Annotated in this window: 20 protein-coding genes; 11 read left to right on the forward strand and 9 right to left on the reverse strand. The window is 51.1% G+C overall.

What is annotated here, in order from left to right; all coding sequences use genetic code 11:
* Window positions 1-8 precede the first annotated feature (8 nt).
* From DXV75_RS07810 to DXV75_RS07830, 5 genes are all read right to left on the reverse strand, one after another.
* Entirely contained in the window at window positions 9-1,847 is a 1,839-nt protein-coding gene (locus DXV75_RS07810) for a protein kinase domain-containing protein (protein ID WP_115592851.1), read from the reverse strand.
* Complete coding sequence (locus DXV75_RS07815; protein ID WP_115592852.1) at window positions 1,848-2,705, reverse strand: 23S rRNA (adenine(2030)-N(6))-methyltransferase RlmJ; 858 nt, start codon at window positions 2,703-2,705, stop codon at window positions 1,848-1,850.
* Window positions 2,706-2,803: 98 nt separating this feature from the next.
* Window positions 2,804-4,399, reverse strand: coding sequence for a dihydrolipoyllysine-residue acetyltransferase (locus DXV75_RS07820; protein WP_115592853.1), 1,596 nt, complete (start codon window positions 4,397-4,399; stop codon window positions 2,804-2,806).
* Between the two features lie 9 nt (window positions 4,400-4,408).
* On the reverse strand, window positions 4,409-5,386 hold the full coding sequence (locus tag DXV75_RS07825; protein ID WP_115592854.1) for an alpha-ketoacid dehydrogenase subunit beta: 978 nt from the start codon (window positions 5,384-5,386) through the stop codon (window positions 4,409-4,411).
* Window positions 5,386-6,573 (reverse strand): thiamine pyrophosphate-dependent dehydrogenase E1 component subunit alpha, encoded by a 1,188-nt coding sequence (locus tag DXV75_RS07830; protein ID WP_115592855.1) that lies wholly within the window; start codon window positions 6,571-6,573, stop codon window positions 5,386-5,388. The genes DXV75_RS07825 and DXV75_RS07830 overlap by 1 nt, the downstream gene beginning before the upstream one ends.
* Window positions 6,574-6,932: 359 nt before the next feature.
* On the opposite strand from DXV75_RS07830, the gene DXV75_RS07835 reads away from it, so the two are divergent.
* The 5 genes from DXV75_RS07835 (at window position 6,933) to DXV75_RS07855 (ending at window position 12,766) form a co-directional block, all read left to right on the forward strand.
* Window positions 6,933-8,108 carry a hydroxymethylglutaryl-CoA reductase gene (locus DXV75_RS07835; protein WP_115592856.1) on the forward strand — a complete coding sequence of 392 codons (1,176 nt, stop codon included), beginning with the start codon at window positions 6,933-6,935 and terminating at the stop codon, window positions 8,106-8,108.
* A gap of 80 nt (window positions 8,109-8,188) precedes the next feature.
* Window positions 8,189-9,484: an efflux RND transporter periplasmic adaptor subunit gene (locus DXV75_RS07840; protein ID WP_115592857.1), complete on the forward strand. Its 1,296-nt coding sequence runs from the start codon at window positions 8,189-8,191 to the stop codon at window positions 9,482-9,484.
* A 19-nt stretch (window positions 9,485-9,503) separates the two neighbouring features.
* Window positions 9,504-10,205, forward strand: a complete 702-nt coding sequence (locus DXV75_RS07845; protein ID WP_115592858.1) for an ABC transporter ATP-binding protein — start codon at window positions 9,504-9,506, stop codon at window positions 10,203-10,205.
* A gap of 9 nt (window positions 10,206-10,214) precedes the next feature.
* Window positions 10,215-11,528, forward strand: coding sequence for an ABC transporter permease (locus DXV75_RS07850; RefSeq protein ID WP_115592859.1), 1,314 nt, complete (start codon window positions 10,215-10,217; stop codon window positions 11,526-11,528).
* Window positions 11,529-11,542: 14 nt separating this feature from the next.
* Window positions 11,543-12,766: an ABC transporter permease gene (locus tag DXV75_RS07855; protein ID WP_115592860.1), complete on the forward strand. Its 1,224-nt coding sequence runs from the start codon at window positions 11,543-11,545 to the stop codon at window positions 12,764-12,766.
* Window positions 12,767-12,776: 10 nt separating this feature from the next.
* On the opposite strand, the gene DXV75_RS07860 is transcribed toward DXV75_RS07855, so the two are convergent.
* On the reverse strand, window positions 12,777-13,487 hold the full coding sequence (locus DXV75_RS07860; protein ID WP_115592861.1) for an SOS response-associated peptidase family protein: 711 nt from the start codon (window positions 13,485-13,487) through the stop codon (window positions 12,777-12,779).
* A 192-nt stretch (window positions 13,488-13,679) separates the two neighbouring features.
* Here DXV75_RS07860 and DXV75_RS07865 point away from each other — a divergent pair, with 192 nt between their 5' ends.
* Window positions 13,680-14,894: a GGDEF domain-containing protein gene (locus DXV75_RS07865; RefSeq protein WP_115592862.1), complete on the forward strand. Its 1,215-nt coding sequence runs from the start codon at window positions 13,680-13,682 to the stop codon at window positions 14,892-14,894.
* Here the strand turns inward: DXV75_RS07865 and rmuC are convergent.
* The gene (rmuC, locus tag DXV75_RS07870; RefSeq protein WP_115592863.1) at window positions 14,864-16,294 is read right to left on the reverse strand and encodes a DNA recombination protein RmuC; all 1,431 of its coding nucleotides are present in this window, start codon (window positions 16,292-16,294) and stop codon (window positions 14,864-14,866) included. The two genes, DXV75_RS07865 and rmuC, sit on opposite strands and share 31 nt — an antisense overlap.
* 100 nt (window positions 16,295-16,394) lie before the next feature.
* Window positions 16,395-17,924: a fumarate hydratase gene (locus tag DXV75_RS07875; RefSeq protein ID WP_115592864.1), complete on the reverse strand. Its 1,530-nt coding sequence runs from the start codon at window positions 17,922-17,924 to the stop codon at window positions 16,395-16,397.
* 218 nt (window positions 17,925-18,142) lie between these two features.
* On the opposite strand from DXV75_RS07875, the gene pabB reads away from it, so the two are divergent.
* The 3 genes from pabB to DXV75_RS07890 all read left to right on the forward strand — a co-directional run bounded on the left by pabB (window position 18,143) and on the right by DXV75_RS07890 (window position 21,687).
* On the forward strand, window positions 18,143-19,555 hold the full coding sequence (gene pabB, locus DXV75_RS07880) for an aminodeoxychorismate synthase component I (protein ID WP_115592865.1): 1,413 nt from the start codon (window positions 18,143-18,145) through the stop codon (window positions 19,553-19,555).
* Entirely contained in the window at window positions 19,548-20,117 is a 570-nt protein-coding gene (locus DXV75_RS07885) for a CoA pyrophosphatase (protein WP_115592866.1), read from the forward strand. Before pabB ends, DXV75_RS07885 begins: the two co-directional genes overlap by 8 nt.
* 199 nt (window positions 20,118-20,316) lie before the next feature.
* Window positions 20,317-21,687 carry an L-serine ammonia-lyase gene (locus DXV75_RS07890; RefSeq protein WP_115592867.1) on the forward strand — a complete coding sequence of 457 codons (1,371 nt, stop codon included), beginning with the start codon at window positions 20,317-20,319 and terminating at the stop codon, window positions 21,685-21,687.
* Between the two features lie 18 nt (window positions 21,688-21,705).
* Here DXV75_RS07890 and cysB read toward each other — a convergent pair whose 3' ends face one another.
* The gene (gene cysB / locus DXV75_RS07895) at window positions 21,706-22,680 is read right to left on the reverse strand and encodes an HTH-type transcriptional regulator CysB (RefSeq protein ID WP_115592868.1); all 975 of its coding nucleotides are present in this window, start codon (window positions 22,678-22,680) and stop codon (window positions 21,706-21,708) included.
* 180 nt (window positions 22,681-22,860) lie between these two features.
* Here cysB and DXV75_RS07900 point away from each other — a divergent pair, with 180 nt between their 5' ends.
* Window positions 22,861-23,562, forward strand: a complete 702-nt coding sequence (locus tag DXV75_RS07900; protein WP_115592869.1) for a sensor histidine kinase — start codon at window positions 22,861-22,863, stop codon at window positions 23,560-23,562.
* A gap of 82 nt (window positions 23,563-23,644) precedes the next feature.
* Window positions 23,645-24,403: a hypothetical protein gene (locus tag DXV75_RS07905; protein WP_115592870.1), complete on the forward strand. Its 759-nt coding sequence runs from the start codon at window positions 23,645-23,647 to the stop codon at window positions 24,401-24,403.
* Window positions 24,404-24,448: the final 45 nt, after the last annotated feature.

Here is a 24,448-nt window from a genome sequence, read left to right on the forward strand (position 1 = left end):
GGCTGGCATTACTCCTTTACAGCGGCTTTGGGATTGCGGGGATAGTATTTTTCGGGCATATGGGCCTGATGTTCAAAAAAACGCGTGTCTTTATACGGTAATTTCATAAATCCGGAAATGCCCAAACCAACAATTTCCGGTACCGCTTCGACAATAGCGTCGAGAATTTGCGCAAAGCGCTCCCGCTGACGGTGATCCAGCAGCAGGTAGTAGCTGTGGATCTTCAGATGCGTCGGAAGCGCCTCAAATATGATGCAACCGGTGTGATGAATGCGGTTTAACTGTTCCAGCAAATGCATGATACGGGTTGGTAAACGAAGCAGCTCATCAGGGTCGTCACCATCTTCAAAATACGAGTGGGTACGGGACTCGTCGGTTTCAATCCGCACCCGCGACAATTCAAACGGGATCCTGCAGTTCGCAGGTGGAACGAAAGGCTGATGTTCATCGTGGCGCTCAATATGTAGCGTATCCTTGGCATTAAACAAACAGCACTTGAATACGCCGTGACGATGGATAGCCCTTGCAAGATGGATTACGTTATTCACCGCAGATTCAAATGCCGGTCGCAGTTCACTGTCATGCAGATTAAGACTGGAATCAACGTATACCCCTTCGGCCTCCCAGCGAACCGCCATTCCACCGACTACCGGGTAGCGGCCCAGGCGGCTGACAGCCGATACAAATGCTTTTTCGGTATCGCCCATCCCCTGCAAATAATTTTTGTAATATCGCTCGAACTGGGCATCGTCCACATATTTGAGGTCGGCCTCAACACCTGAGGACTGTTGTCGTAAATAGGATTTGCGTGAACTGTAAACCACAGTTTCGATATCCTGCTTCTGTGCACCCAGCCAGGTAGGTATAAGCGCATTGACCTGCATAGCCTCATCTTCGGCGAACACCATATTTTTAAGCACATGGAGGTTTCGAAACAGGTAATCGCCTCCCTGACGCCTGCGTTGTGCATCCTCACTTAGCATATGGTCAAGAATTTCTGCCAGCATTCTGGGCAGGCCAAGAGACTGGGGCTTGATAACCTTGTGACCAAACCGACAGGACTGTCCCGAAGCCAGGGCATAAAGCGTACTCGCCAACCCTTGTTCGTCGAATCGCGGCGAGGACAAAGCGCCGCTCAACTGTTCTTCACCGATAAAGTACACATCGCCCAGACGGGCATTGGTCTGGTGCATGTCACCGGACATTAAATCCATGACATTATTGGCAACAAACTGGCCTTGGGCATCTAACTGGGCAAACACCGAAGAGCCCCAGTCGATGAGTCCGATTTCTTCCTGTTCGGTATCCCACATCAGATTAGACGGCTTAATGTCGCCATGAACGATTGGCCTGGCTTCACCACCTTGCTGGTAGTGTCTGAGTGCCCCCAATATCTCCGCGACCTGCACGGCAATTTTAACAATCAAACGTGCTGGCAAAGGCCCGTAGCGCAAACTGACCTTTTCCAGATCTTCACCCCGGGCCCGTTCCATAACGAGGATCCCCTGTTTACCAACCTGCTGAAACTCAACCAGTTGCGGTACATTGGCCTGCCTCACGTGGCCCAGCATGAAGGCTTCTTCTTCCAGGCGATCCTGTACATGCTGTGGCAGATTAATGCGCGAAAACTTGAATACCAGGTGTCGTCCTGCAGGTGTCCGGCCTCCGAACACAAAGCCAAAAGCACCTTTGCCAATAAGATGGATATTCCGGTAGCCCAGCAACCCCAGTTGTTCGATACACAGGTTAACCCAGTCCTTGAGTTTTTTTGCGTCGGTGTGTGAGAGCAAATATATCGACTGCTCTTCCGGGATATAAAAATGTTTAAGGGCCTTGGGCTGATTCATTCAGCTCTGCTCGGTTTTCAGCCAGTTGATCCGGTAGGACGAGGATGGGCCCATCCATCGCGTCACTTCTTTTAATGCCTGTTCCAGCTCAGTATCCAGTTGCCACGCGGGGTTGATAACACACACGCCAGAGCCGTACATTCCAGGGTCCTGTGACCTATCCAGCACAATCAGTTCAGCGCAAAAAGCGGTATTCCCCGACTGGCCCAGTTTTCTGATCATGCGCTCACTGGCACCGCATTTTTCCCCCGCGCGCTCTGATAACAGCGGGTACCAAACCACCAGTTGCGCGCTTCGCCAGCGCTTTAGCATTTTTTCAACGGCCGCCTGCACTTCCTGGTATTCGGCTTTGCGTTCATAAGGCGGGTCGATCAGCACAGCTCCCCGTTTTGGCGTAGGCGGACAAAGGGCGATACCGCCTTCTAGGCCATCTCTGTGGTGCAAATGGAGTTGTGGCTCACAGCCTATGCCAGATATCCTGGCAGAAAGATCCTGAAACGCCGCAGGGTGTAACTCCATCAGGTGCAGATGATCACCTGCACGGGCGGCACTTACACTGACTGCCGGTGAGCCAGGGTATTGATTCAGACTGAGGTAGCGTTCGCACAGCTTTTGATAGTCACCAAGCAGGCCTCCTGCTGCCTGTTGCTGGCGAACCACATCAATGCCACTTTTGTATTCATGGGTCTTGAGCGCCTGTTCTGAGTCCAGCGGGTATATGCCATTGCCGGCATGGGTGTCGATAAGGGTGTATGGTTTGGCCTTTTTGTTAAGGTGATTGATCACCCCCAGCCAGCATAAATGCTTGATCACGTCTGCGTGATTTCCGGCATGAAAAGCGTGTTGATAACTGAGCACTTAGGGTCTGCTTGATAATAATTTTAAAGCGTAAGTGTAACGCGCCAGGTAAATGGGGTACAAGCGCCGAAGGCATTGCGCCTTCGGGCTTATCTTTCTTAACTTAAGTGCATCAGCATCTGCGAGGGATGAGTCAGATAATGGCACCACAGGTTATTGAACTTCACCATAGTCGCGCCATCGATAATACGGTGATCACCTGACCAGTTAACCATCATGATGTTTTGTGCAATCACTTCACCGCTGGTATTAAATCGCGGCAGAGTCTGCGTTTTACCCAAAGCTACAATAGCGGCTTCAGGCTTATTGATGACCGGCGTTGCCGTTATCCCACCTATTGCACCAATGTTGGATATGGTAATTGTCCCGCCTTTCAGATCTTCACCGGCGATTCTGCCCTCACGGGCTGCTTCAACAATCCGCTGCATGTGTTCGGCAATCTGCATCAGGCTTAATGTCTGAACCTGTTTAATGTTTGGTACCAGCAATCCATTCGGCGTATCCACAGCAAATCCGATGTTGTGGTCATCAAAATAGCTAAGTTCCGTCGCCGAGTCGTTCAACTGGGAATTGATGATGGGAAACTCACGCAATGCCAGTGATAAAGCCTTGATAAAAAACGGCATAAAGCTGAGTCTGAGGCCCTTTCGTTCAAACTCGGGTTTAAGCGCATTTCGCAGTTGTATCAGGCTGTCCATAACCACCTCATCACTCACGGTAAAGTGAGGAATAGTGTGTACTGAAGCCGACATCTGCCGCGCCATGGCCGCTTGAATACCGCGAACTTTTTCTGTCCGGACACCACTATCCCGGGGCGCTTCTGTCCACTCGACACTTTCCTGAGCCTTGCTTTGTGTATTTTCAGCCATGGCGCTAGTGTGCACATCTGCCTTTAAAATCCGCCCTTTTTTTCCGCTGCCCTGAACCTGAGCCAGGTCAATATTGGCCTCTCTGGCAACCCTGCGCACAGCCGGGCTGGCAATTACTTTTCCCGGAATGACCACCGGCGGCTCGAATGCCCCATCGGGCCAGCCAGTCACTGCTGCTTTTTTCACTGAACCTGCTTTCGCTTTCTGCTCGGTCGCCAATTCGACTTCCGCCTCTGCCAGGCCATCCTCGCGTTTCAGTGAGAACAGCGGTTGATGTACAGCAGCGATATCACCCTGCTGGTAATACAGGTGCATTACCTTTCCGGCGTGTTTCGCCGGGATTTCAACCACCGCTTTATCAGTCATGACTTCAACGACTGGTTGATCTTCTTCAATAAAGTCCCCTTCGTGAACATGCCATTTGACGACTTCGCATTCCACAATACCCTCACCTATGTCCGGCAGAATAAAGTCCTCCATATGGCCCTTCTTATCCACAAATGTGCTTTCGTAACTCTGTGCACTATCAGGCTGCACTGCTGGCGGGTAATCTGAATCAGCTTCAGAATTTTCAGGTACCTGTTCAGCTTCCGGCACTAAAGAAAACAAAGGCTGATGAACACGGGCAATCTCACCCTGGCGGTAATGAAGTTTTTCAACCGTTCCTGCATGCATGGCAGGAATCTGCACCGTCGCCTTGTCAGTCATTACCTCGGCTACAGGCTGGTCCTCGACTATATGCTGGCCTTCCTCAACCAGCCATTCGAGCAATTCACACTCTACAATGCCTTCGCCGATGTCAGGCAACAGGAATTCAATACTCATGCAGTCCCCCTAATACGTCATCGTACGCTTAATGGCTTCGTAGGTTTTGTATTCATCCGGCATATATTCTTTCTCATGGGCCAGCGGATACGGCGTATCCAGCCCACAAACACGGGCAATCGGCGCTTCCAGATACAAAAAGCATTGTTCCTGTATGGCAGCGGCAATTTCACTGGCAAAACCGCCGGTTAATGGAGCCTCATGATTGATCAGCAACCGGCCGGTTTTCATTACTGATTCCGCCACCATTAACCTGTCCCACGGTAGAATGCTTCTCAAATCAATTACTTCACAGGAGATGCCGTCCTGCAGGCTCATTTGAGCCGCTTTTTGCAAAATCTCTACTTGAGCCCCCCAGCCAACCAGAGTGATGTCCCGCCCTTCCTGAACCAAATCAGCCTTGCCTAATGGGAGCTCGAAGTCGTCTTCCGGCACATCGGCAACCGACGCTCTGTACAGACGCTTAGGCTCCATAAACAAAACAGGATTATCGTCGCGGATCGACGCCAGCAACAAGCCTTTCGCCTGATAGGGATCGCGAGGAATAACTATTTTCAGGCCCGGGCAGTGGGCAAAAAACGCCTCTGGGGACTGGCTGTGATAGTGCCCGCCGGCGATGCCACCACCGTAGGGTGTGCGGATTGTAAGTGTGCCACAGGAAAACTGCCCGCCCGAGCGATAGCGAAATTTGGCGGTTTCGTTAACTATCTGGTCAAAGGCCGGAAAGATGTAATCGCCGAACTGGATCTCTGCAACTGGCACCGCCCCCTGGGCAGCGAGCCCGTTGGCAAAGCCAATGATGCCTTGTTCGGTGAGCGGGGTGTTGAAACACCGGGGCTTGCCAAATTTCTCCTGCAGGTGGCTGGTGGCCCGAAATACGCCACCGAAATGCCCCACATCCTCGCCAAACACCATAACCCTTTCGTCCTGTTCCATAGCGATGGTCAGGGCATTGTTAACAGCCTGCAGTAAATTCATTCTTGCCATTACTTCACTCTCCCCGACGTTTTGGGGTACACCTCAGGGTACTTTTTGATGTGGGACTTGAGCTGTTCGAGCTGCGCACTGAGATGCCAGGGGACCGAATCATAGACATCTTCGACAATATCTTCGATGGGGTTTACCGGAACTTTCTCTGCTTCCTTGAGCGCCGCCAGTACTTCCTGCCGTGACTGTTCCAGCCATTTGCTGTTTTGTGACTCATCGAACCACCCCTGGCTATCTAACCAGTGAATCATTCTGGCGACAGGATCTTTTGCCCGCCATTTGTCTTCTTCATCACGAGAACGGTAACCGCTGGGGTCATCGGAGGTTGAATGGGCCGCCAGACGGTAGCTCATAGCTTCAATAAGAACCGGGCAACGCTGTTCGACAGCGATCCTGCGGGCTTCCTGGGTAGCTGCGTAAACCGCCAGCACATCGTTACCGTCTACCCGAATGGTTTTTATGCCGTAACCGATGCCTCTGGACGCAATACCGTCACCAGCGAACTGCTCTTCCGCGGGCGTAGAAATAGCGTAACCGTTGTTGCGACAGAAAAACACCACTGGGCAGTTCAGCACGGCAGCCATATTCAAACCAGCGTGAAAATCTCCTTCTGATGCCGCACCTTCGCCAAAATAACAAATGGTAATGGCGTCGTTTCCTGCCATTTTCTGGCCATAGGCGTAGCCGGCTGCCTGTGGGATCTGGGTCGCCAGCGGCGACGAAATGGTCATAAAATTCAGCGCTTTGTCACCATAGTGGATGGGCATCTGCCTGCCTTTGTTTGGATCAAGCTGGTTGCTGAACATCTGGTTCATAAACTGGGCAGTAGAATAACCACGGTATGCCAGCGCCCCCTGTTCACGGTACTGGGACATGATCATATCCTGATCACTCAATGCCGCGACACTACCAACCGCCGCGGCTTCTTCGCCGGTACAGGCAAGATAAAAACTGATGCGCCCCTGGCGCTGGGCGGCAATCATGCGCTCATCCAGAATCCGGATGTATTGCATGGTATGAAGAATTTTGACTGCAACGTCCTGGCTGAGCGGGGGCGCACTGGCACCTGGATGCAAGGTTCCGTCAGACTGGAGAATTTGCAGCATGGGTATGTCGATCAGGCCATTCTCAATCACTTCAACCTGATGCGTAGCCTTTACCCTTGCCAGATGATTACGATCTTGCACACTGTTGCCCTCTTGACGCTGTTGAGGAATCTTTTTGGTGTCAATATGCTAGACCAAGTGTAATTGAATGGCCTTGCTTTTTGCGGTGCCCTCCTCCTGTCAAGCGAGATAAATTGCCTATAAAACCAAACCTATAAAGGATGCCCATCCTAACAATGTAAACACCACGTAAATATAATGATAAATTTGAAAGCCATATGAGTAACATGCTTTCTTTCTGATAGCATTTACGCAAAGTCTGCGCCAGCCCACGCCAAATCGAAGCCGGGAAAAATTCCTCTTACCAGTAATCGATGGCTTTTCGTGCAACACTTCTCATGTATAGTGGACAACAGCACACTATTATAAGGAGATAGGCTATGGGCGATGGTCGCTACCGAATTCCTCGCGATGGGCAAAATGATCACAGTCGGGAACAGGCTGAAATTCGACGGGATTTTTTGCTCGAGCAAACCGGTACTGAGCTCACACACACCGGCAAATTTTCAATTGACCCGGGTGTACTGCCCGGAAACATAGAAAACTTTATTGGCATTGTACAGATGCCCGTTGGGGTTGCAGGCCCCATCGAAATCAATGGTGAGCACGCTCAGGGCCGTTTCTATGTTCCCCTTGCGACTACGGAAGGAACCCTGGTTGCAAGTTACAGTCGGGGTATGCGAGTCATCAATGAATGCGGCGGAGTGAAAACCACCGTAGTAGAGCAGTACATGCAGCGCGCCCCCGCTTTTATTTTCAGCGACGCCCGGGAAGCCAGGGAGTTTGGTTTGTGGCTGGACGAAAACATGGCAGGGATCCGCGCAGCGGCGGAAAGCACCACCTCCATCGGAAAACTCATTCATCTGGAACAATGGTCAGTATCCCGGATCAGATACGTACGGTTTAACTACACAACCGGTGACGCGGCGGGCCAGAATATGGTGGGTAAGGCCACACTCGCAGCCTGCGAATGGATCAAGGCCCATTACCCGGGGGATTGTGAATACCTGCTTTCCGGTAACATGGACACAGACAAAAAACATTCTCACCTGAATATGCTTCACTCCCGGGGCAAGCGGGTTATTGCAGAGGTTGTGCTGAAAAAAGACATCATGAGGAAACTCATGAAAGTTGACACCTGGGTCATGGCCCGCTCCTCAGTATTGGCCAATATGGGTGCTATGCTTGCTGGTGCAGCCTACAACGGCCCCCATTCGGCGAACGGCATCGCGTCCTTGTTTATTGCCACCGGCCAGGATGAGGCCAATGTGGTGGAATCACACGCTGGCCTGCTGTCTCACGAATTGCTGGCTAACGGGGATTTGTATCTGTCGGTCACTCTGCCGTCACTGATCGTGGCGACTTACGGCGGTGGCACAGGATTACCAACACAGCGGGAATGCCTCGAATTGCTTGGATGTTACGGTAAAGGCAAGGCCAACAAGTTCGCCGAGATTGTCGCGGCTACGGTTCTTGCCGGCGATATATCACTGGCATGTGCGGTCATTGCTGGCCACTGGGTATCCAGCCACGACAAATTCGGGCGCAACAAATAAAAAATTTTCAGCTCGTATAAACTTTTTCGGTTCGGGCATCGACATAGCAGGACAACCTCTTTTGCTTTGTGGGACTTGTTATGCAGATTGCCGACACCAGTGGCCAGGATACGCCATTGGTTCCGAACACCAGAAAACGCCCTTTTCTCTGGGCCGGCTTTGCCGGCCTGATTGTTGTCTCTGCAACTTATGTTGTCCCTGCGGTAACCCAATGGGGAAAATCTGAAGCCAGTGTACCACATGATCGCCTCCGTATCGCCACCGTTCGTTATGGTGATTTGGTGCGCGATCTTTCTGTCCAGGGCCGCGTTGTCGCGGCCATTAGCCCCAAACTCTACAGCCCCGCCCAAGGCACCATTACCTTGCAGGTGGATGCCGGCGACAAAGTCAAAAAAGACCAAATTCTCGCCACCATCGACAGTCCGGAACTCACAAACGAACTTGAACAGCAACAGGCTGTAGTGGATGAACTCACCACCGCACTGGAACGCCAGAAGATCCAGTCAAAGATCCGAATGCTGGCAGATCAGAAAGCCATCGATCTTGCCAGAGTCTCGCTGACAGCCGCTGATCGGGAAAAACGCCGTGCCGATGCCGCATTTGCCACTCACACCATCAGTACCATTGACTACGAAAAAGCCCAGGATGATCTGCAAAACGCAAAACTGGTTCACGAACACGCGGTGGCTGATGCACAACTTAACGCTGAGAGCCTGACTTTTGAAATCCAGAGTAAAACCCATCAGCTTAACCGGCAAACCTACAAAGTCGCCGATCTAACCCGCCAGGTCCAGCAACTCACCCTCAGATCACCAGTAGACGGCATTGTCGGCAATCTCGCGGTAGAGCAGAAAAACCAGCTCGATCAGAATCAGGTGGTCCTGAGTGTGGTTGACCTGAGTGAGTTCGAACTCGAAGTAGCGATTCCGGAGAGCTACGCCGATGACCTTGCGATAGGCATGAATGCGGAAGTGGTAATTAACGGGCGCGCCTACCCGGCACAACTGATCACCATTTCTCCGGAAGTCGAGAATAATCAGGTTACCGGCCGGGTACGGTTTCTTGACCAGACACCGGACGGTGAACTGGTGAACACGCCAGAAGGTCTGCGCCAGAATCAACGCCTGACCACCCGCATATTGCTTGAAAGCAAACCTCAGGTCCTCATGGTTCAACGCGGACAGTTTCTTGACAGCGGTGCCGGTCGGGTTGCTTACAAAATCGATGGCGACAGCGCCTATCGTGTGCAGATCACCACCGGTGTGCGCAGCATGTCAGATATCGAAATCCTCTCCGGCCTGGAGGCTAATGACCGAATCATAGTGTCTGATACTGCTGCTTTCAAAGGTGCACAGACCGTACTCATAACTGACTAAATACACTCAGGGAGCGCTCATGTTATTGATGAAAAATGTACAAAAATCGTTTCGTACCGAACTGGTGGAAACGCACGCGTTGCGGGACTTCAACCTCCAGGTTAAAGACGGTGATTTTGTGTCGGTAACCGGGCCATCCGGTTCCGGAAAAACCACATTCCTCAACATTGCCGGCCTACTGGAAACCTACACCAGTGGGCAGTATTTCCTGGATGGCCAGGATGTCAGCGCCCTGACCGATCGACAGCGCAGTCGCCTGCGAAACGAAAAAATCGGTTTTATCTTTCAAAGCTTCAACCTCATCCCCGACCTTAACCTGTATGACAACGTCGATGTCCCACTACGTTATCGCGGTTTTGGTACAGCCGAACGCCACCAGCGGATCACACAGAGTCTTGAGCGCGTGGGATTAGCCAACCGCATGAAACACCTACCTTCGCAGCTTTCCGGGGGGCAGCAACAGCGTGTTGCCATCGCCAGAGCACTCGCCGGTGAGCCTCGTTTTTTGCTCGCAGACGAACCGACCGGTAACCTTGACAGCCAAATGGCACAAAGTGTTATGGCCCTGCTCAAGGAAATTAACCGCCAAGGCACAACCATTGTGATGGTGACACACGACCCGGAACTGGCCAGCCAGACGGCGCGGACTGTGATAGTAAAAGACGGTCGAATCTGCTCCTCAGATTTGCCCGATCCGATCCCGGCTGTCAGCAACCAGTAAGGACTCTGTATGTTTTCCTATTACCTGAGACTTGCGCTTCAAAGCCTGAGGCGTAACCCGTATTTGAGCAGCCTTATGACCCTCGCTATTGCACTGGGTATCGGCGCCAGCATGACCACACTGACCATTAATTACCTCATGTCTTCAGACCCTATTCCGCATAAGAGCAAGCAGCTCTACTATGTGCAACTTGACAACTGGAGCCCCTACTCTGCCGCCCGGGAACCCAATGACCCACCCGATCAGCTGACCTGGCGGGATGCTACCCAACTCATGTCTGCGGCCAAGGCTTACCGCCAGTCTGCCATGGCCAGTAGTGGTGCTGTAATAGAATCCGGCAACCCTGACATAAAACCCTTTCTGGCGTCATTACGCCTCAATTTTGCCGATTTCTTCCCCATGTTTGACGCCCCCTTTTTGTACGGCAACGGCTGGACATCCAACGACGATGACAAACGTGTCCCGGTAATAGTGCTGAGCAAACCAATTAACGACCGTCTGTTTGGCGGAGAGAATTCTGTCGGCCGCTATGTAACTATTGAGAACACGCAATTCCGGGTAACAGGCGTACTGGATAACTGGGTGTTGGTTCCCCGGTTTTACGATGTCACTACTGATGCGTTTCAGAGCGTTGAAGATGTGTTTATCCCTTTTTATTTCAAGCAGACACTGCAGTTATCCAATGGCGGTAACACCAACTGCTGGAAATCACCCGAAGGCGAAGGGTTTGAGGCTTTTTTGCAGTCTGAATGCGTGAACTTTCAGATGTGGGTTGAGCTGCCAACCCCGGCGGATAGGGAAGAATACTTCAATTACCTCAACGCCTATGCAGAAGAACAGAAAGCCCTTGGGCGCTTTCCTCGCCCTATTAACAATCGGCTTTCCGATGTCATGCAATGGATGGAAAACGAAAAAGTCGTCGCAGACGACGCGCAAATCATGATGTGGCTGGCGTTTCTGTTTTTACTGGTTTGCCTTTTGAATACCGTAGGCTTGTTGCTGTCGAAATTTTCGACCCGTACCTCCGATATCGCATTGCGCCGTGCAATCGGTGCCAGCCGTCAGGCCATTTTCACCCAGTACATTCTGGAATCGGCTCTGGTTGGCGTGTTGGGAGGTCTGTTCGGACTTATACTGGCAAATGTGGGATTAATTGGCATCCGCAGCCTGTATGGGGATTTCATAAGCGAACTGGCTACGTTGGATTTTACCATGATCAGTGTCGCCATTTTGCTAAGCATACTGGTCAGTATCCTGGCCGGCTCTTATCCGGCCTGGCGTGCATGCAGTGTTCCCCCTGCCAGCCAGCTTAAAAATCAGTAACGAGGAGAGGCACTATGAGCCAGTTGGAAATCGGGCCTATTCTCAGAGCCCTTCTGCGCAATAAGGTAGGTGCACTGTTAATTGCCCTGCAGATGGCGGTTACCATGACAATCATTGTAAACGCCGTATTTATCATTACTGAACGAGCAGCGCTGATGCAGCGTGAAAGCGGTCTGGATGAAGACAATACATTCTATCTTACCAGTACCGGCTTTGGTGCCAATTTTGAGTCACGCCGGGTAATCAGCGAAGATTTGGACTTGATCAGGAATACCCCGGGCGTGGTCGATGCAGTACAGATTAATGCGATTCCCATCAGCGGTGGCGGTTGGTCCATGAGCCTGACCACTGAACCTGGCGATGATGTGGAAGATGTTGGCACGGCCAATTATCTGGTTGATGACCATGCACTGACAACCTTGAACGCCAATCTGATTGCCGGTGAGCCGTTTACAGCCTCTGAGGTTCGCTGGCGTGCGCGCAATCAGCCAGATTGGCCGGATACCGCAATCATCACCAGAGCGCTGGCAAACAGCCTGTTTCCTGATACGCCCTGGCAGGAAACCGTTGGCAAGACCATTTATATTGGCGATGACGAACCGGTCATCATCAAAGGGATCATCGAAAAACTTCAAGCTCCATGGATAGGCTGGGAAAATCTGGAGCACGCCATGCTAAGCCCTGAGCGAATGGATACTGTATCTGCACGCTACCTGATCCGCACCGAACCGGGCGATCTCAATACTATGATGGCAACGCTGGAAGCGACGCTTTCTGATCGTTATCCGGACCGAATTATCCGGGATGTCACTACGTTAACCGACACCCGTGAGCGCAGTTATCGTCATCATAGCGCCATGATTAAGATACTTTCACTGGTAATGGTCCTGCTTGTTGTGATCACTGCAATGGGCATTGTTGGGCTGGCCAGTTTTAATGTGAACCGCCGCAGAAAACAAATTGGCACCCGACGCGCGCTGGGTGCCAGTAAGGCCGCCATAATTCGCTATTTCCTGCTGGAAAACTGGTTGATCAGTACAGCAGGAATTGCACTTGGGGTGATTTTAACCGTTGGGCTCAATATGGCACTGATAGAATGGTTTTCTGTTCGGCCCCTTGACTGGTATTACCTGCCAGCCGGGATCATTGTCTTTTGGATAATTGGCCAACTTGCCGCACTGGGCCCGGCACTCAAAGCTGCGAAGGTGCCGCCGGCGGTTGCCACCCGGACAATCTGAACCTTGGGTTTTAATCGGCATCGAGCCAGAAAAAATCGCCAACCGGTTGGTAAGTTGACGGTTTGTCAATTTGCTGTGCACACAACCGCTGGCGAATCGCTGGTTGCAATAGCGGTTTTAATTGCCCGGTATGAGTGGCATGGCAACTCAGCCATTGCGATACGCTGCCATCCTGTACTGACAGCATCAATGGGCAGGATTTCGGATGGAGCGTCGCCATCTTGGGGTGTGGCGGCAACGTTACTACTGAGCAGGAAAACTGCTCAGTTACTGTCCCATCCGGACTGACACTGCGCCAGATTCGGTATAGCCCTCCAAGAGCCATACCGTCTTGGGCGCTGATATCGTAATAAAAATTTTTTCCGTCCCGGTGCACAGTTTCACCAAATCCGGTGATCGGAATAACACACCGCTGCTGGCGAAAGCTCGCGTAACCCGCCGAACCTGGGCGATCAAGTTTATCATAACGGGTATTGAAGGAGGTGTAGCGTGAAGGTTTGAACACTGTCGTGCCATTCTGTCGCTGAGCGTCGAGCAGCAACCACCATGTGGCCTCCTGCATCAACCGTTTTCCGCCATGTTCAAAAACAATCGACACCGTGTCTGTTGCTCGTATGAAACGGCCGAAGCGCATATTCGTGGCTGGCCAGAGATCAATTTCAAGTTGTTCGCACAGTGCTCTCACGCCCAGAGAATCGGTAATGTTTAAACGCCCACACATATACCCGTCACTTTCCCCTGCGGGGTTTTGATTGTGAATCTGACTGAATAATGCAGAATAGCGTTTTCAATTTCATAACGGTTAAAATATAATCAGTTCATATTAGGTATTTTTCAGGATATAACCTAATACTTATTTTGTTTAGGGATAACAACTCCGTTTAGTTTGGGGCTCGGTAAGGGATGACCTGTTTTGGACACATCACTATTCACCAATGCCAACTTTCAGCTGATTAACGTCGTCGTGTTACTCGCCGGGCTGGCATCATTCACCTGGTTACTGCTCAGCATTCCGTTACGGGTTTACCGGCGGGCCAGCAGTCGCTTTGCAATTGCAAATCTGTTTTTGATCTTCGCAATGTTGTTTTCCAACTGGCAGAAACCTGATGAAGCCGGCAGCCTTTGGCTTCTGGCGGATATCGGTGTGCTTTTTGCCCTGGTTTACTACAAGCTGGCAATCTGCCAGTTGTTTCACCGCAGTATTCATCCCAGGCTGGTGACAGGTGTGGTTGCGATTGCAGGGATTGCCCTGGTAGCAAGCCTGTTCGGCGCCAGCAATCATACGTTTCTGAACGCATTAATATGCCTGCTTGCTGCCGTTATCACCCTCTTTACTGCGCGAATTAAATACATATCACTACACCTGGAATTTTCAGCCTGGATGGCCCGCGTGCTCGCCATACCGGATCTGCTTCTTGCCGGTATACTTTACGTGCTGGTAAGCGGCCTGCTGTTCGCTGCAGACAACACATCTGTGGCCCCCCTTCAGCCAGCAGGTTCCAATACCGTAGCCTGGCTGTACATCGCATTCTGTCTGTTGCTCAACTGCAGCGGCATTGCGGCCACAATCACCCGGTTGGTTTTACGTATGAAACACCTCGCTGATCGGGACCAGTTAACCGGATTGCCCAACCGTAAAGTGGCATTCAGGCAACTCGAATCTCAGTGGCAAGAGTACAAGATCACCAATAAGACCTTTTCAGTTTTTATACTCGACCTTGACGCCTTCAAACGCATCAACACCATGTATGGTCACGAGCAGGGTGACGTTGCCATCACGTTTGTGGGGGATCTACTCAATCGGGCGGTGCGTGTGTGTGATTTTGCAGCCCGGCTGGGGGGCCAGGAATTTCTGATTGTACTGCCCGGAAATGAGCTGCGAAACGCCCGGCACGTTGCCAGTAAATTGTGTGCGCTTTTTGCCAAAAGCCGCTGGCGCGCCCACACTCCCCCACTCACCGTAAGTATAGGGTGTGCCGAGGCCCGCCAGGCCGACAGCCTGGAGCAGTTGATTACACTTGCAGAGAAGGCTCTGCGTAAAGCAAAACTTCAGGGCCGGAACCAGGTTGTCTGTGCCTCCGTCGCGGAAGAGGAAACTTACTCGCTCGTGTCGTCTTCGTCGTATTGACTGGTAACCGAATCAGGCAATTTCTTACTTGGCTGAACACCCAGTTTACGGAATTGCTCGATTTGGCGCACCATATTGCCGCGCCCGGAACTCAGTTTCGACAGCGCGCCATCGTAGTGCTTTTGTGTTGTTTCCAGCGCCCGACCGATTTTTTCCATATCACCCACAAACCCGGAAAACTTGTCATAAAGTTTGGCTGCATGCTGGGCAATTTTCTGTGCATTCTGGTTCTGATATTCGTACTGCCAGATGTTGTTGATGGTTCGTAAGGCAACCAGCAGGTTTGTGGGGCTCACCAGCATGATATTGTGGTTCAAAGCCAGAGATACCAGCCCCGGGTCTTCCTCAACTGCCAGCAAAAAAGCCGGTTCGATGGGGATGAACATCAGTACATAATCGAGGGTTTTCAGGCCTTTTAACTCATGATAGTCCTTACTGCCCAGGCCTTTGATGTGATTGCGCAATGACGCAACATGTTCATTCAGCAGGCGCTGGCGCTCGTTTTCATCAGTAGCATTGAAAAAACGTTCGTAGGCTGACAGGCTAACCTTGGAGTCAATGATCACATCCTTGTCATTGGGCAAATGCACCACCACATCCGGTTGTTGCAACTTACCTTCATCACTTCGCGCCGACACCTGGGTTTCAAATTCGTGGCCTTCCCGTAACCCGGACTCTTTCAGGATACGCTCAAGCACCACTTCACCCCAGTTACCCTGCTGCTTGTTGTCGCCTTTTAATGCCTTGGTTAATGCCGATGCCTCTTCGGTTATCTTCTGGTTAAGCTCTTTAAGGGTTAAAATCTCGGTTTTGAGCGACGCCCGCTCCTGCCCTTCACGTACATACTGATCGTTTACCTGGCGCTTGAAGCCCTCAATCTGATCTTTGAGCGGATTCAACAACGCATCAAGCCCGGTCTTGTTCAGCTTGCTGAAAGTTTCGCTCTTCTGTTCAAAAATGCGATTGGCGAGGTTTTCAAACTGGGTTTGCAAGCGTTGCTCAGCAGAAGCCATCAAAGCCAGTTTTTCTTCACTGGCTTTGTTCGCTTCTGCAAACGAAGCCGCCTGTGCATCCAGGCGGGCCTGCAATTTACCCTGCTCTGCCAGCGCGGTTTTTAGCTCAGCGCGCAGGTCTGCACAGTCCTGTTCACTTCGGGAAAGTTGATGTGCTTTCTGATTTAGTTCGCCCAACTGGGATTGCATGCCGAGTATCTGTTCACGGCCTTGCTGGAGTTCCTGGTTACTCTGGAGCAACTGGCTTTGCTGGTAATCCAGCTGGCTGGTAGCCTGTGCTAACGCCTGTTCGAGTTTTCTGCGGACCAGCAACCCGGCGACTAATGCCCCCAGCAGAACGCCAGCCAGGGCGAACAATACATGCACGAGATCAACTGCAATCATCATAATTCCATGTCATTTTGATACAAAAAGGGTACCACAGGGGTACCCTAACAACGTCGTTCGAATGCCCCAAACCGGGCACTTTACGACGCTAATGCCGCTGTCACTTAGACAATTCGGCATCCAGTTCGGCGATTTTCGCTTTCCAGACCGCCGGACCGGTCTGGTGCGCATTTGCACCGGTGCTGTCCACTGCTACGGTTACTGGCATATCTTCCACTTCAAATTCGTAGATAGCTTCCATCCCCAAATCCTCAAAGGCCACAACCCGGGACTTCTTGATGGCTTTTGATACCAGATAAGCCGCACCGCCTACGGCCATCAAATAAACGGCTTTGTGCGCGGCAATAGACTGCACGGTGGCCGGCCCGCGCTCAGCTTTTCCAATCATGCCGATTAAACCGGTTTTTTCCAGCATCATATCGGTAAACTTGTCCATACGGGTAGCCGTAGTCGGGCCTGCGGGGCCTACCACCTCATCACCCACTGCATCAACGGGGCCCACGTAATAAATAAACCGGTTGGTGAGGTCAACGCCCTCAGGCAATCCTTCACCATTTTCCAGCATGGTCTGAATACGTTTGTGAGCGGCGTCGCGGCCGGTCAGCATTTTGCCACTCAGCAATACGGTTTCACCCACCTTCCATTCCTGAATGTCTTCTTTGGTCACTTCGTCCAGATTAACCCGGCGTGTATTGGCACCAACCTCCCAGGTTACTTCCGGCCATTCTTCCAGTTTAGGCGCTTTGAGCTCAGCAGGCCCACTGCCATCCAGATAGAAGTGCGCATGTCGGGTTGCTGCGCAGTTAGGGATCATGGCCACCGGTTTTGACGCGGCATGGGTAGGCACGGATTTTATTTTTACGTCCACTACGGTAGTCAGGCCGCCCAGGCCCTGTGCGCCTATTCCCAGGTCATTCACGCGCTTGAAGATTTCCAGGCGCAGCTTTTCGTCCGTTGTTTGCGGACCACGCTCCATCAGTTCCTGAATGTCCACCGGATCCATCAGACTTTCCTTGGCAAGAACCGCGGCTTTCTCAGCGGTGCCGCCAATACCTAAACCAAGCATTCCCGGCGGACACCAGCCTGCCCCCATGGTAGGCAGGGTTTTCACCACCCATTCCACGATGTCATCACTGGGGTTGAGCATCACCATTTTGGATTTGTTTTCAGAACCGCCGCCTTTGGCCGCAATCATGACTTCGATTTTATCACCCGGCACCATATCAATGTGCACCACCGCAGGCGTGTTGTCTTTGGTATTACTGCGCGCCCCGGCAGGATCGGCAACTATGGAGGCCCGCAACGGATTGTCAGGATTGGTATAAGCACGTCGGGTACCTTCGTCAACCATTTGTTGGACTGTCATGTCCGTCTTGTCCCAGCTGACCGCCATACCGATTTTCACAAAGCAGGTAACAATACCGGTATCCTGACATATTGGGCGCTTGCCTTCTGCCGACATTCTGGAATTAATCAGAATTTGGGCCATCGCATCTTTCGCCGCCTGGCTTTGCTCTTTCAGATACGCCTGTTCTACCGCTTTAACATAATCAAGCGGGTGGTAGTAAGAAATAAACTGCAAAGCATCTTCAATACTGTCGATGAAGTCTTGTTGACGAATAACGGTCATGGGGTCCTCTTCTTGTTTTCGCCTTACCGTGGTCTAAGCGTGCTAAAAAAGCGTATACTAGCGCAACTGACGAACAGGCTCCAAATAAATCCTGTTGTAACAACGGCGGTTGCGGGTATTTCCGTCTGCCGTGGTACAACCGAAGTTTCACCTCCTCTCAGGGGTGCCCTGTTTAAATAACTCGTATTTATTAATGTAGTGATTGTTAACCCCATTTTATGCCAAAGACTCAACCTCGCACCCTTCAAATTTCTGTTATCGAAAACACACAAGGCTGTTCCCTGCACCGGTTATTTGAAAAGGTTGAATCCAGCCCCTGGTCGATTTTATACGACACATCGGACAGCACCGAAAGCAACGGCCGGTTTAACATTATGGTGTGGGATCCCATCTCTACCATCACCGCGCGCAATGGCATTACCACAGTAACTGATAAAAAAAGCGGGGAACAGACTCAGTGGGCGGATCCACCGCTGGAGTTGGTAAAACAGCAGCACCAAAAACTCATTGCGGACGTCAGCCTGCCAACCGAATCTGGCTCACTGGCGAGTCAGTTGCCCTTTCTGATTGGCGCAGCAGGATTGTTAAGCTACGACCTCGGGCGCTACTATGAATCCATCCCTGCCACCGCAGAGGACCAGTATCTGTGCCCGGATATGGCTGTGGGTATTTATCAGCGGGCTTTGATAGAAGACGCCCACACAGGCACTTTATACGACTGCCGACTGGACAGCGAACCGGCCTTTTGCGTTGAATCCTGGATCCAGAACACCACGCCCAATGCCGGCCATTTCCAATTAACTGCAAACTGGCAGTCCAATTTTGATAAATGCGCGTATCTGGCCGCGCTTGACAAGATCCATCAGTATCTGAAGGCGGGCGACGCCTACCAGGTCAATCTGGCACAGCGCTTCACTGCCACCTACGAAGGCTCTGAGTGGCATGCCTACACGCGGTTACAGGCAGCCAACAAGGCGCCTTTTTCTGCATTCATGCGGCTGGAAAAAAGCTGCATAATGAGTATCTCACCGGAACGCTTTCTTGCAGTCAGGGACGGATATGTAGAAACCAAACCCATCAAGGGTACCCGGCCCAGGTATGCAGATCCGTCAATGGACAGCCAGAGCGCACAGGAACTGCTCAATTCAGAAAAAGACCGCGCTGAGAATCTGATGATTGTCGATTTGCTGCGTAATGACCTAAGTAAACACTGCCGCCCCCATTCGGTAAAAGTTCCAAATCTGTTTGAAGTAGAAAGTTACGCTGCAGTGCACCATCTGGTCAGTACCGTAGTAGGCGAGCTCGGAGCGAACGAGTCCCCCCTGGACCTGATCGCTGGTGCATTTCCCGGCGGCTCCATTACAGGCGCACCAAAAGTCCGGGCGATGGAAATCATTGAAGAACTCGAGCCACATCGCCGTAGCCTTTACTGCGGTAGCATGATGTACCTTGGTTTCAAAAACGACATGGACTCCAGCATCTGCATCCGATCTTTACTGGCAGAGAGAGGACAACTGCACTGTTGGGCCGGTGGCGGCATTGTGCTGGATTCACAGCCTGATTCGGAATACCAGGAAACTTTCGACAAGGTCGCCAGAATATTGCCGGTACTGGAGGGAACGTTTGAATAGGAAAGAGTTCCTGCAACGTTTTCACCATGTACGCCAGATTGATCCGGAACCGGACTTCCCGCTGGCGTCTGCAGGCAAACCCGCTGCCGTCCTTATCGCTCTCAGGGAATTCAACGGCCAGCTGGAAATGTTATTAACCGAGCGTGCCCATCACCTGCGCCATCATCCGGGCCAAATAAGCTTTCCGGGCGGCGCGGCCGAACTCAACGACAACAACCTCTTTGATACGGCGTTACGTGAGGCCCAGGAAGAAATCGGTCTGCCGCCAACACATGCGCAGATCATTGGCACCCTGCCTGCTTACAGGACAATTTCAGGATTTCGCATTACTCCTGTCGTGAGCGTCATTGATGATTTTGTCCTGCAACCCGACAGTAATGAAGTCGCCAGTGCCTTCTGGGCTCCTCTGGATTATCTCATCAATCACACCAATCACCTGGTACACCACAGCCACCGGTTAGGCAGTGTGCACCCCATCTATTTCATACCCTGGCAACAACGCATGATCTGGGGCGCAACAGCAGCCATGATTCGAACCCTTTCACACCATCTGCAAAACTGAGCGTTTCTTATCCTGACAACAGCATTCAGCGCACCTTTTTACGGCTGTACCAATTTTGTTTACAACCCATTAGCTTTTCTTATCCTGTCATTAGCATTTCTGTATTGTAGTTGCGATCATCTGTATGCATGATCGGTACACTATAAAAGGCTCATTCGGGCAACCAGAATTCATGCCCAAAACCAAGGAATACCCAGCTATGATCAGTGTTTTTGATATGTTCAGTATCGGTATCGGCCCGTCCAGCTCGCACACGGTTGGCCCCATGCGCGCTGCGGCTGAATTTGTCGCTGAACTGAGCCAGGATGGTCTTCTGGAGTCGGTTAGCGGGGTTAAAGTGTCGCTGTACGGTTCGCTGGGCCAAACCGGCAAAGGTCACGGAACCGGGAAAGCGGTAATCTTGGGCCTGCTTGGCGAACTGCCCGAATCAATAGACGTAGACACTATTGAGACCACGCTGGAATCCATTCACACATCACAGAAAATAGCCCTGAATGGTGAACACACAATCCGCTTCCCGAATAAAGATGCGATAGTATTCCATCGTCGCAAATCCCTTCCCCGACATGCCAATGCGCTGACGTTTTGCGCGAAAAACGCCGACACCGTAATTCGTGAACAAACTTACTACAGTATTGGCGGTGGGTTTATCATCAAGGACGAAGACTTTGATCAAGCCAGGCAGAAGGCAATTACTCAGCAGGCTGCTGTTCCCTACCCTTTCAAGAGTGCAGCTCAGTTAATCGATCTCTGTCGTGAGACGGGCCTGAGTATCAGTTCACTGATGTTAAAAAACGAAGCGGCCCTTCGCCCTGTTCACGAAGTTAAAGCCCAGTTAAACGACATCTGGCTGGTCATGAAAGCCTGTATCCAGCGTGGAATTGAAAGCGAAGGGATATTGCCCGGTGGCCTTAAGGTAATGCGCCGTGCTCCGGGGTTACACCGCCGGTTACAAACCGAGCACACCAGTGATCCGATGCAAACCATGGACTGGGTAAACATGTTTGCCCTGGCAGTCAATGAAGAGAATGCCGCCGGCGGCCGCGTAGTTACCGCACCGACCAATGGTGCTGCCGGGATCATTCCTGCCGTTTTACGCTATTTTGATAAATTCATTCGCCCGGTTGATGCTGAAACCGCCAGTCGTTTTTTACTGACCGCAGGAGCTATTGGCATTCTTTACAAAGAAAACGCTTCAATCTCCGGTGCAGAAGTGGGCTGCCAGGGCGAAGTTGGCGTGGCCTGTTCAATGGCTGCCGGCGCACTGACTGAAATTATGGGAGGCAGCGTTTCTGCTGTGGAAAATGCGGCAGAAATTGGTATGGAGCACAATCTTGGTCTTACCTGCGATCCGGTTGGAGGGCTCGTTCAAGTACCTTGTATTGAGCGCAATGCCATGGGCGCCATCAAAGCCATTAACGCATCCCGCCTTGCCCTGCGTGGCAGTGGAGAACACAAGGTTTCCCTCGACAAGGTAATTAAAACCATGCGTGAAACCGGCAATGATATGAAAACCAAATACAAAGAGACCGCTCGTGGCGGTCTGGCTGTGAACATTATTGAATGTTAGCGGCAGTCCGTGGCGCTGCTATTTCACTGGCAGCGTCACCCCTTTGAACATTTTTTCTACTTCGTCATTGTTCTTCAGCATCATCGCCTTTTCGACTTTATCCTTGGTCAGATGCGGCGCAAAACGCTCAATAAAATCAAACATGTAACTACGCAGAAAAGAACCTTTGCGGAACCCGATTTTGGTGGTGGAATAATCAAACAGATGGCTGGCATCGATTTTTACCAAATCGGAGTCTGCTTCTTCATTAACCGCCATGGACGCAATCACACCAATACCCACGCCCAGACGAACATAGGTTTTAATAACGTCCGCATCGGTGGCAGTGAACACAATTTTCGGCGTAAGCCCTGCCCGTTCAAAAGCCTGGTCCAGTTCAGAACGGCCGGTGAAACCGAATACGTAGGTAACCAGTGGATACTTGGCAATATCACTGATATCAATGGAAGTTTTTTTCGCCAGCGGGTGTTCTTTATTAACGATAACGCTGCGGTTCCAGTGGTAACACGGCAACATAACCAAATCGTTATATAAGTGGAGTGCTTCCGTAGCAATCGCAAAATCCGCCTCACCTTTCGCTGCCAGGTCAGAGATTTGCGACGGCGTACCCTGGTGCATGTGCAAAGACACCTTAGGGTATTTATTCATAAAACCCTGGATTACATCCGGCAACGCATAGCGCGCCTGCGTGTGGGTCGTGGCAATGTTCAGTTTGCCCTGATCCGGCAGCGTATGCTCCCGAGCCACCGCTTTGATGCTTTCGACTTTAGCCAGGATTTCGCGGGAGATGTTGATAACGTCATTCCCCGCATCGGTTACATGGGTCAGATGCTTACCACTGCGCCCGAATATTTGAACTCCCAACTCATCTTCAAGCATTCTGACCTGCTTGCTGATCCCCGGTTGTGAAGTAAACAGACTTTCCGCTGTCGCTGAAACATTCAGATTGTTGTTCAACACCTCAACAATATAACGCAGCTGCTGTAATTTCATGCTCTGTTGTCCCTTTCCTGCTGGGCCGACCTGACTTGTTGTTTAGGTTATAACCAAAACAACCCACTAATGCCATAAACTTTATCATCCTGAGCATCTCTTATTTCAAAAAGTCAGGAAATTAGCAAAAATTTATTAGATACTAGCATAAGGTTTAAAACTGGATCGACGGTGTTTTCCATGTCTGACCAAAATTCTACGGCAAATCAACTGGATTTTTCATCTGTACTGGCTGCTGCTGCCCACGACATGAAAAACTCGCTATGCCTGTTATTGCAGGCAATTGAAGATCTTTCCCATCAACTCCCCGACGATAATGACAAAGCCCGAAACCAGGTTGCCAGCGTGCATTACGAAGCGTCGCGATTAAATACCAACCTGGTACAAATGCTGTCTCTGTACCGTTCAGAACTGGATGCGTTGCCGATAACCGTGGATGAATGTTTTATCAGTGACCTGTTCGAAGACGTGATTGGCGCAAACCGTTTATACACTGAGCAAAAATCCATACAGGTCGACATTGAAGTCGACAATGATTTAACCTGGTACCTGGACAGCGAACTGGTGTTTTTGTTGGTCAACGATGTGGTAATAAACGCCCTTCGATACGGCACATCCCGCATTCGTCTCAGTGCTCATAGCGAAAATCAGCAACTGGTGATGCGGGTGGAAGATGACGGGCCCGGATACCCCCAGGAAATGCTGGACAAAAGCCTTGCGCAACTGTCTGAATTTCAAGTTAGCCAGGGCCGCACCGGACTTGGGCTGTATTTTGCCCGCCTGATTGTAGAAGCCCATTGTCGGGGGCAACATACCGGAAAAATCAGCCTTTCTAACGGTGGCATGTTAGGCGGAAGTGTATTTGAAGTAAAACTACCGTAAACTCTGCCGACATAGTATAAAGGAAAAGAGAATAAGCGGTTGTTCCGCAAGGCAGTACCAGGGTAATGAGACGGAAGCAGACATGTTTACGACAATAATAATACTAATCGTCGTGCTGGTGATCGCAGCTATATTTATCAATGCGTTTCAGCAACACCGCTCCAAAATAGAAGCGGAGAAGCGGGCCGAAGTAGCCAAACAACGCAGCATAATCGATGAAACCGAAAACGTGTTGATGGCGTGCGGGCACATGCCTGTTACTCCACGATTAATCAAAATTCTGCATCGCCGTATCTACAACGCGTTATTGATAGCGAAGGAAGTAAGCCCCAAATCCACTGATTTGAAACAGCGAATGGAAGATGCCAAACAGCTTGCAGAATCCGCCGATGACTCGCCCCCCCCCATAATCGAGTTTTCCCTCCCGGATAACGATAAGTTAATTATTCAGTACATTCAGGCGGTTAAAAAGTTACGTGTATTGCTTCGTTCAGAGCATTCGAAGGGAAAAATTGATACTAAAACCTATGTTGAAGAAGACAAAATGCTTGAACGCCTTCAACTCAGGATCAATGTCGAGACCCTGATCCGCAGGGGCCGCAGTGCCCTGCAGGCCGGTATGCTCGGCTCAGCACGTCAATACTTTGAAAAAGCCAGTACCGCGCTGGAAAGTCAGTCCCAACCGGATGAATATGTGAAAGCACGGTTGCTAAACGTGCAGGAATGGCTGGAGGCCATTCAGGATAACCTCAAGAACGCCAACGCCGAAGACCGCGCGAGAAAACGTGCACTTGAGCGGGACGAACTGGATGAACTCTTTGCCCCCAAAAAGAAATGGTAGAATTGACTCCTGCCCTATTTTTGTTACAGGTCTGAAGTTGTGCCC

Source organism: Alteromonas aestuariivivens, from assembly GCF_003367475.1.
GTDB lineage: Bacteria > Pseudomonadota > Gammaproteobacteria > Enterobacterales > Alteromonadaceae > Alteromonas > Alteromonas aestuariivivens.

Bases quoted from the DNA above. Each gene is read 5' to 3' on its own strand.
- DXV75_RS07810 (WP_115592851.1), bottom strand. From the start codon at position 1,847: ATGAATCAGCCCAAGGCCCTTAAACATTTTTATATCCCGGAAGAGCAG.
- DXV75_RS07820 (WP_115592853.1), bottom strand. From the start codon at position 4,399: ATGAGTATTGAATTCCTGTTGCCTGACATCGGCGAAGGCATTGTAGAG.
- DXV75_RS07825 (WP_115592854.1), bottom strand. From the start codon at position 5,386: ATGGCAAGAATGAATTTACTGCAGGCTGTTAACAATGCCCTGACCATC.
- DXV75_RS07835 (WP_115592856.1), top strand. From the start codon at position 6,933: ATGGGCGATGGTCGCTACCGAATTCCTCGCGATGGGCAAAATGATCAC.
- DXV75_RS07840 (WP_115592857.1), top strand. From the start codon at position 8,189: ATGCAGATTGCCGACACCAGTGGCCAGGATACGCCATTGGTTCCGAAC.
- DXV75_RS07845 (WP_115592858.1), top strand. From the start codon at position 9,504: ATGTTATTGATGAAAAATGTACAAAAATCGTTTCGTACCGAACTGGTG.
- DXV75_RS07850 (WP_115592859.1), top strand. From the start codon at position 10,215: ATGTTTTCCTATTACCTGAGACTTGCGCTTCAAAGCCTGAGGCGTAAC.
- DXV75_RS07855 (WP_115592860.1), top strand. From the start codon at position 11,543: ATGAGCCAGTTGGAAATCGGGCCTATTCTCAGAGCCCTTCTGCGCAAT.
- DXV75_RS07860 (WP_115592861.1), bottom strand. From the start codon at position 13,487: ATGTGTGGGCGTTTAAACATTACCGATTCTCTGGGCGTGAGAGCACTG.
- rmuC (WP_115592863.1), bottom strand. From the start codon at position 16,294: ATGATGATTGCAGTTGATCTCGTGCATGTATTGTTCGCCCTGGCTGGC.
- DXV75_RS07875 (WP_115592864.1), bottom strand. From the start codon at position 17,924: ATGACCGTTATTCGTCAACAAGACTTCATCGACAGTATTGAAGATGCT.
- pabB (WP_115592865.1), top strand. From the start codon at position 18,143: ATGCCAAAGACTCAACCTCGCACCCTTCAAATTTCTGTTATCGAAAAC.
- DXV75_RS07890 (WP_115592867.1), top strand. From the start codon at position 20,317: ATGATCAGTGTTTTTGATATGTTCAGTATCGGTATCGGCCCGTCCAGC.
- cysB (WP_115592868.1), bottom strand. From the start codon at position 22,680: ATGAAATTACAGCAGCTGCGTTATATTGTTGAGGTGTTGAACAACAAT.
- DXV75_RS07900 (WP_115592869.1), top strand. From the start codon at position 22,861: ATGTCTGACCAAAATTCTACGGCAAATCAACTGGATTTTTCATCTGTA.
- DXV75_RS07905 (WP_115592870.1), top strand. From the start codon at position 23,645: ATGTTTACGACAATAATAATACTAATCGTCGTGCTGGTGATCGCAGCT.